Raw genomic sequence first — 6,868 nt, forward strand, 5'->3', positions numbered from 1 at the left:
ACACCGCTTTCGCCCCGCTCCGGGGAGCGGGGCGAAAGCGGTGTCCCGCGCGGGTGGCTCCTCCCGGAGCTGGAGCGGCTCCTTCGGGGCGGGCGGTGCGGTGCGCTCCGGTTCGAGCAGGGACAGGATCCGGGCGGCGACCTTCCGCTTGACCGGCAGGGGCGCCGCGCGCAGGGCGACGGCCCCGGCGACCGCGACCAGGCACAGGCAGTACAGGGCGACCACCCACGGCTTCGGCGGGCGGCCCGCGTACAGGCCGTGGATCAGCGCCGCGCACCAGGCGGGATAGGCGAGCATGTGCAGCGCCCGCCAGCGCGAGGCGATCCGCGCGGGGGAGGCGAAGGCGCTGCGCAGGGCCCCGGTGACACCTGTGGCGATCATGAGGAGGCCGGCGAGCGAGCCGAGGCCGATGAGCCCGGCGCTGCCGGACACGCCGAGGCCGAAGGGGAGCAGGGCACCGAGCAGGGACACGTGGTCGAGCGTGACCTTGACGGTGCCGTGCAGCAGCAGGAACGCGACGGAGGCGAGCGCCGTGGTGCGGTGCACGGCCTGGGCGAGCAGGCGCTGGCGCGAGCGCAGGAACAGGCGGTCCGTGGCGACCAGGCCCCAGACCACGGAGGCGGTGAGCGAGACCAGGCACAGGACGCCGGTGGTGAAGTCGAGCGCCGCGCGGAACTGGTCGCCGGCCGTGAGGACGAGCAGGGGTATCAGGAGCAGGGCTCCGGCCCCCAGGGCCCGTGAGGGCGGCAGGGAGCGGGGCGGTGCGGGCCGTGCCGCGGGCGGGAGGGAACGGCTCTTGCGATGGGGGTGCAGAGGGTTCATGGGGGCGGCTCCGAAGTGGTTCGGTCCCGCCGCATGCTAAGTCGCTCCATACCGGTGGGTACGGGGTTTGAGTTATTGCGTTGTTATCAAAGTGCGACACGATCTTGGTGTTGCCCCGATAGTGGGCGGTACGCGGAGTAATCCTTGGCCAATGGCTGGGGTCGCGGTGCCCGAGGGGTGTCCGGTAAAGCTCGTCGCGGGCCGCGCGGGCGCTGCGGTACCCTGACGCCATGCGTGCCGTACGCCTTCTGCTTAGCGGGCCGCGCTGATCAGTCCCGACCGCCGGTGAATCGCGGTCGGAATCGGCGCGGCGTCCCCTCCTGTGCGAGGGGCATTTTTGTTTGGCCAGGACGGCCCATTCCGCAGGCAGAGACGATCGATGGAGCTTTGAGGATCATGAGCGAGACGAATTCTGCTGCCGCCTCCGAGGTGGCCGCACCGCACCGCTATACGGCCGCTCTGGCCGCTGACATCGAGGCACGCTGGCAGGACTTCTGGGACGCCGAGGGCACCTACGAGGCGCCGAACCCGAGCGGCGACATGGCCGCGAAGGACGAGGCCGAGGCCGCCCTGGTCGCCCGGCCCAAGAAGTTCATCATGGACATGTTCCCGTATCCCTCCGGAGCGGGCCTGCACGTCGGCCACCCCCTGGGGTACATCGCCACGGACGTCTTCGCGCGCTTCCAGCGCATGACCGGGCACAACGTCCTGCACACCCTGGGCTTCGACGCCTTCGGCCTGCCCGCCGAGCAGTACGCCGTACAGACGGGCACCCACCCGCGGGTCTCCACCGAGGCCAACATCGAGAACATGAAGGCGCAGCTGCGCGCGCTGGGCCTGGGCCACGACAAGCGTCGCTCCTTCGCGACGATCGACCCGGACTACTACAAGTGGACCCAGTGGATCTTCGTCCAGATCTTCAACTCCTGGTACGACGCCGACGCCGGACGGGCCCGTCCGATCGCCGACCTGGTCGCCCAGTTCGCGAGCGGTGAGCGCGCCGTACCGGACACCACGCGCGCGTGGAGCGAGCTGGACGCCGCCGAGCGCGCCGAGGTGCTGAGCGGGTACCGCCTGGCCTACGCCTCCGACGCGCCCGTCAACTGGTGCCCCGGCCTGGGCACCGTCCTGGCCAACGAGGAGGTCACCGCCGACGGCCGTTCCGAGCGCGGCAACTTCCCCGTCTTCAAGGCCAAGCTGCGCCAGTGGAACATGCGCATCACCGCGTACGCCGACCGCCTGCTGGACGACCTGGACGCGCTGGACTGGCCCGAGGCCATCAAGCTGCAGCAGCGCAACTGGATCGGCCGCTCCGAAGGCGCCCGCGTGGCGTTCCCCGTGGGCACCGAGGGCGACGCCATCACCGTCTTCACCACCCGCCAGGACACCCTGTTCGGCGCGACCTACATGGTCCTGGCGCCCGAGCACGACCTGGTCGACAAGGTCGTCCCGGCCGCCTGGCCCGAGGGCACCCACGAGGTGTGGACCGGCGGGCACGCCACGCCGGCCGAGGCCGTCGCCAAGTACCGCGCCATCGCCGCCGCCAAGTCCGACGTCGAGCGCCAGGCCGACGCCAAGGAGAAGACCGGCGTCTTCACCGGCGTCTACGCCACCAACCCGGTCAGCGGCGAGCAGGTCCCGGTCTTCATCGCCGACTACGTACTGATGGGCTACGGCACCGGCGCGATCATGGCCGTCCCGGCGCACGACAGCCGCGACTTCGCCTTCGCGCGCGCCTTCCACCTGCCGATGCGCTGCGTGGTCGAGCCCTCCGACGACCGCGGCACCGACACCACGACGTGGGACGAGGCCTTCTCCTCGTACGAGGCGAAGCTGATCAACTCCTCGAACCAGGAGATCACCCTGGACGGCCTGGGCGTCGTCGACGCCAAGGCGCGCATCACCGGCTGGCTGGCCGCCCGCGGGATCGGCGAGGGCACCGTCAACTTCCGCCTGCGCGACTGGCTGTTCAGCCGCCAGCGCTACTGGGGCGAGCCCTTCCCGATCGTCTACGACGAGGACGGCGTCGCCCACTCGCTGCCCGAGTCGATGCTGCCCCTGGAGCTGCCGGAGGTCGAGGACTACTCCCCGCGCACCTTCGACCCGGACGACGCGGACACCTCTCCGGAGACGCCGCTGTCGCGCAACGAAGAGTGGGTCAACGTCACGCTGGACCTGGGCGACGGCCCCAAGAAGTACCGCCGCGAGACCAACACCATGCCCAACTGGGCGGGTTCGTGCTGGTACGAGCTGCGCTACCTGGACCCGCACAACGACCAGCAGTTGGTCGACCCCGCCGTCGAGCAGTACTGGATGGGCCCGCGCGAGGGGCAGCCGACCGGTGGCGTCGACCTGTACGTGGGCGGTGCCGAGCACGCGGTGCTGCACCTGCTGTACGCCCGCTTCTGGTCGAAGATCCTGTTCGACCTGGGCCACATCTCCTCCGCCGAGCCGTTCCACAAGCTGTACAACCAGGGCATGATCCAGGCCTACGTCTACCGGGACGCCCGCGGCTTCCCGGTGCCGGCCGCCGAGGTCGAGGAGCGCGACGGGGCGTTCTTCTTCGAGGGCGAGCCGGTCAAGCGCGAGCTGGGCAAGATGGGCAAGTCCCTGAAGAACGCCGTCACCCCGGACGAGATCTGCGACGAGTACGGCGCGGACACCCTGCGCCTGTACGAGATGGCGATGGGCCCCCTGGACGTGTCGCGCCCCTGGGACACGCGCGCGGTCGTCGGCCAGTACCGCCTGCTGCAGCGCCTGTGGCGTCTGATCGTCGACGAGTCGACCGGTGAGGTCACCGTCGCCGACACGGCCGAGGCCGACATCGACGAGGCGACCCTGCGCGCCCTGCACAAGGCCATCGACGGTGTGCGCCAGGACCTGGACGGCATGCGGTTCAACACCGCCATCGCCAAGATCACCGAGCTGAACAACCACCTGACGAAGGTGGGCGGCGCGGTGCCGAGGTCCGTCGCCGAGCGCCTGGTCCTGCTGATCGCGCCGCTGGCCCCGCACATCGCCGAGGAGCTGTGGCGCAAGCTGGGCCACACCGACTCGGTCGTCCACCAGGACTTCCCGGTCGCCGACCCGGCGTACGTCGTGGACGAGTCCGTGACCTGCGTCGTGCAGATCAAGGGCAAGGTCAAGGCGCGTCTGGAGGTCTCCCCGTCGATCTCCGACGCCGAGCTGGAGAAGGTCGCGCTGGCCGACGAGAAGGTCGTGGCCGCGCTGGACGGCGCGGGGATCCGCAAGGTGATCGTGCGGGCGCCGAAGCTGGTGAACATCGTCCCCGCGTAGCGGCATAGGGGTCTTCCCTTACGGGCAGGTTGGGGGTTCCGTTGGAACCTCCGGCCTGCCTTCTCCGTTTACGGTGGAAGAAGACGGCGGGCGGGCTGACGACGGAGAGGAGCGTCATGGGAGCGGTGGGCGCGATCGTGGCGCTGCTTTTCGTGCTGTTCTTGGTGCTGGGTGTGTACGCGACGGTGAAGGTGGCCCGAGCGGCCAAGCGTGGCGTGGACCGCACCATCCTGGAGGCCCGCCGCACGGTGGAGGACACCACGCTGCGCGCGAAGAGCTTCGCGCAGGTCGGCACCGCGGGCGAACTGGCCCAGCTGCGGCTCTCGTTGCGCACGTCCATGCGGTCCACGCAGGACGTGCTGCACGCGGGCGTGGCCGAGGACGCCTCGCTGAAGGAGTCCCTGGAGCTCTTCGACCGGCTCAGCGTCCACGGCCACGAGCTGGACGACGAGCTCCGGCGCCTGGAGCGCGACCCGGACAAGGCGGCGCTGGCCGAGCGGCTCCCCGACCTGCGGGAGCGCACGGCGCAGATCACCAAGGCGGCGGACTCGCTGCGGTGGTCGGCGCGCGACCGGGCCCGCAAGTTCGCCAGTGACGACCTGGACTCCCTGAGCACGCAGATCGACATGGAGGCCGGCGCGCTGCGGCACTGGACGACCGAGCCGGCGCCCGCGCAGGCTCCGCCCGCCTGGCCGGAGCCCGAGCCCGCGCCGGGCAAGGACGCCGAGCAGACCTGGTCCGACCCGTCCGGCTCCGACCGGGCGGCCCGCGCCCAGGAGCCGACCCAGCCCGCGATCGATCCGCCCGCCCCGAGGCCCGCGTATCCCTGGGAGAAGAAGACCAAGCCGGAGAGCACGACCTGATCCGTTGGTGACGCACGGAACCGGTGCCGAACCGGGCGAGCGGGGGCCGGGCTGCCGCCCGGGGGTCCAGGCGGGTAATCTCCAGCTCATGTCCCGCCATGTCGCGATCGTCACGGATTCAACGGCCTACCTGCCGCAAGGGACGATGGAGCGGCACAACATCACCGCGGTGCCCCTGACCGTGGTCCTTGGCGACCAGGCGCTGGAGGAGGGCACCGAGATCTCGGCCCGCTCCCTCGCCCTGGCGCTGCAGAAGCGGAAGCCCGTGACCACGTCCCGGCCCAGCCCCGAGGTCTTCGCCGAGACGTACCGGAAGGTCGCCGAGGCGGGCGCCACGGCCATCGTCTCGTTGCATCTGTCCGCGGAGTTCTCCGGTACGTACGACGCGGCGGTCCTCGCCGCGAAGGACGCACCGGTGCCGGTGCGGGTGGTGGACACCGGCATGGTCGCGATGGCCCTCGGCTTCTGCGCCCTCGCGGCGGCCGAGGCCGCGGAGGCGGGCGAGTCGGCCGAGGCGGCGGTGGCCGCCGCGGAGAAGCGGGCCGCGGGCACGTCCGCGTACTTCTACGTCGACACCCTCGACTATCTGCGCAGGGGCGGGCGCATCGGTGCCGCGCAGGCGCTGCTGGGCTCGGCGCTCGCCGTGAAGCCGCTGCTGAAGCTGGACGACGGCCGCATCGACATGCTGGAGAAGGTGCGGACGGCGTCGAAGGCGATCGCCCGGCTGGAGGAGATCGTGGTCGAGCGGGCCGGCACCGGCCGCGTCGACATCGCGGTGCACCATCTGGCGGCGCCGGAGCGCGCGTCGGACCTCGCGGACCGGCTGCGGGAGCGGGTGCCCGACCTCGCCGAGCTGCACGTCAGCGAGGTGGGCGCGGTGATCGGGGCGCACACGGGGCCGGGGCTGCTGGGCGCTGTGGTCTCGCCGTGCGAGCCGTGAGCCGCCGCTGAGGAGGCCTCCGACTCCCTCGTGTGGGTGACGGAGATATCCACAACTGCCGGGTAGTCCACGGTAATTGACCAAGATCAACAAGTATGTCCCGCGGTGTCTAACGTCGTTGGCATGGCACTTCGATCGACTTCGCGAGCATCTTCACGGTCGTCCTCACGGACCCCTTCCCGGACTCCGTCCCGGATCCCTTCCCGGTCGCCGTCACGGGCGCCGTCGCCGACCCGGACGACTTCGGCGACGAGCGGCCCAGGTCGCGGCCCCACGTCCGACGGCCGCGCACGCCACCACTCTGCGCGCGGCAGGGTCATGCGCAGACGTGCGGAGACGGAAGCGGTGCGCCTGCGGGCGCGCAGACTCTTCGCCGAGCCACAACCCCCGCCGCCCTCGCCCCGGTTGGACGTGGTGCCGCAGGATGCGGAACTGCTGGAGGGAGCGCCGGAGACGCTGCCGGGGAAGGCGCCGGGGAAAGGGTGGGGCTGGGCGGACGGCCCGAGCGTCTCGACGACGGTGGCGGCGGCATCACGGGCGGCCGTGGGGGCGCCGCGGACGGCCGTGGCAGCCCCGCAGGCGGACACCTCCGAGGAAGAGTGGGAGGAGGCAGGGAGGGCGCAAGCGGAACCTCCTGGAGCGCCGCTGTCCTCGCCGCAGTCGATGCCTTCGCGGCGGGAGCGGGCGGCGCTCGCCGTCCGGGAGCGGCTGCCGGTGTGGCTGCAGTCGCGGTGCGGCATCGAGCGGCGCAGCGTGGTCGCGCTCGTCGTCCTCCTCGTGGTCGCCGGTGCCTTCGCCGCCCAGCACTTCTGGACGGGGCGGACCCAGCCCGTGCGGCCACCCGACGTGGTGCGTGAGGCGGGCGCCGCCCCGGACGAAGGCGCGGAGCCGGCGCCCTCGCCGGGGGCCCCGGTGAGGGCGCCGGCTCCGCGCCTTCGTCCGGGGC

Annotated in this window: 3 protein-coding genes and 2 pseudogenes; 4 read left to right on the forward strand and 1 reads right to left on the reverse strand. The window is 71.7% G+C overall.

Annotated features, from left to right (window positions below; genetic code table 11):
• Window positions 1-822, reverse strand: a pseudogene (locus AOK22_RS27335) (hypothetical protein); the annotation flags it as partial.
• A gap of 396 nt (window positions 823-1,218) precedes the next feature.
• On the opposite strand from AOK22_RS27335, the gene leuS reads away from it, so the two are divergent.
• From leuS to AOK22_RS43015, 4 genes and pseudogenes are all read left to right on the forward strand, one after another.
• Window positions 1,219-4,119, forward strand: a complete 2,901-nt coding sequence (leuS, locus tag AOK22_RS27340; protein ID WP_055701385.1) for a leucine--tRNA ligase — start codon at window positions 1,219-1,221, stop codon at window positions 4,117-4,119.
• 116 nt (window positions 4,120-4,235) lie between these two features.
• On the forward strand, window positions 4,236-4,982 hold the full coding sequence (locus AOK22_RS27345) for a hypothetical protein (RefSeq protein WP_055701386.1): 747 nt from the start codon (window positions 4,236-4,238) through the stop codon (window positions 4,980-4,982).
• A gap of 88 nt (window positions 4,983-5,070) precedes the next feature.
• A complete protein-coding gene (locus AOK22_RS27350) occupies window positions 5,071-5,922 on the forward strand; it encodes a DegV family protein (RefSeq protein ID WP_055701387.1) in 852 nt (283 codons plus the stop codon).
• 318 nt (window positions 5,923-6,240) lie between these two features.
• Window positions 6,241-6,868, forward strand: a pseudogene (locus AOK22_RS43015) (ComEA family DNA-binding protein); the annotation flags it as partial.

This window comes from Streptomyces silaceus, assembly GCF_001419745.1.
Lineage (GTDB): Bacteria > Actinomycetota > Actinomycetes > Streptomycetales > Streptomycetaceae > Streptomyces > Streptomyces silaceus.

Excerpts from the sequence above, each read along its gene's own strand:
- leuS (WP_055701385.1), top strand. The coding sequence starts at position 1,219 with ATGAGCGAGACGAATTCTGCTGCCGCCTCCGAGGTGGCCGCACCGCAC.
- AOK22_RS27345 (WP_055701386.1), top strand. The coding sequence starts at position 4,236 with ATGGGAGCGGTGGGCGCGATCGTGGCGCTGCTTTTCGTGCTGTTCTTG.
- AOK22_RS27350 (WP_055701387.1), top strand. The coding sequence starts at position 5,071 with ATGTCCCGCCATGTCGCGATCGTCACGGATTCAACGGCCTACCTGCCG.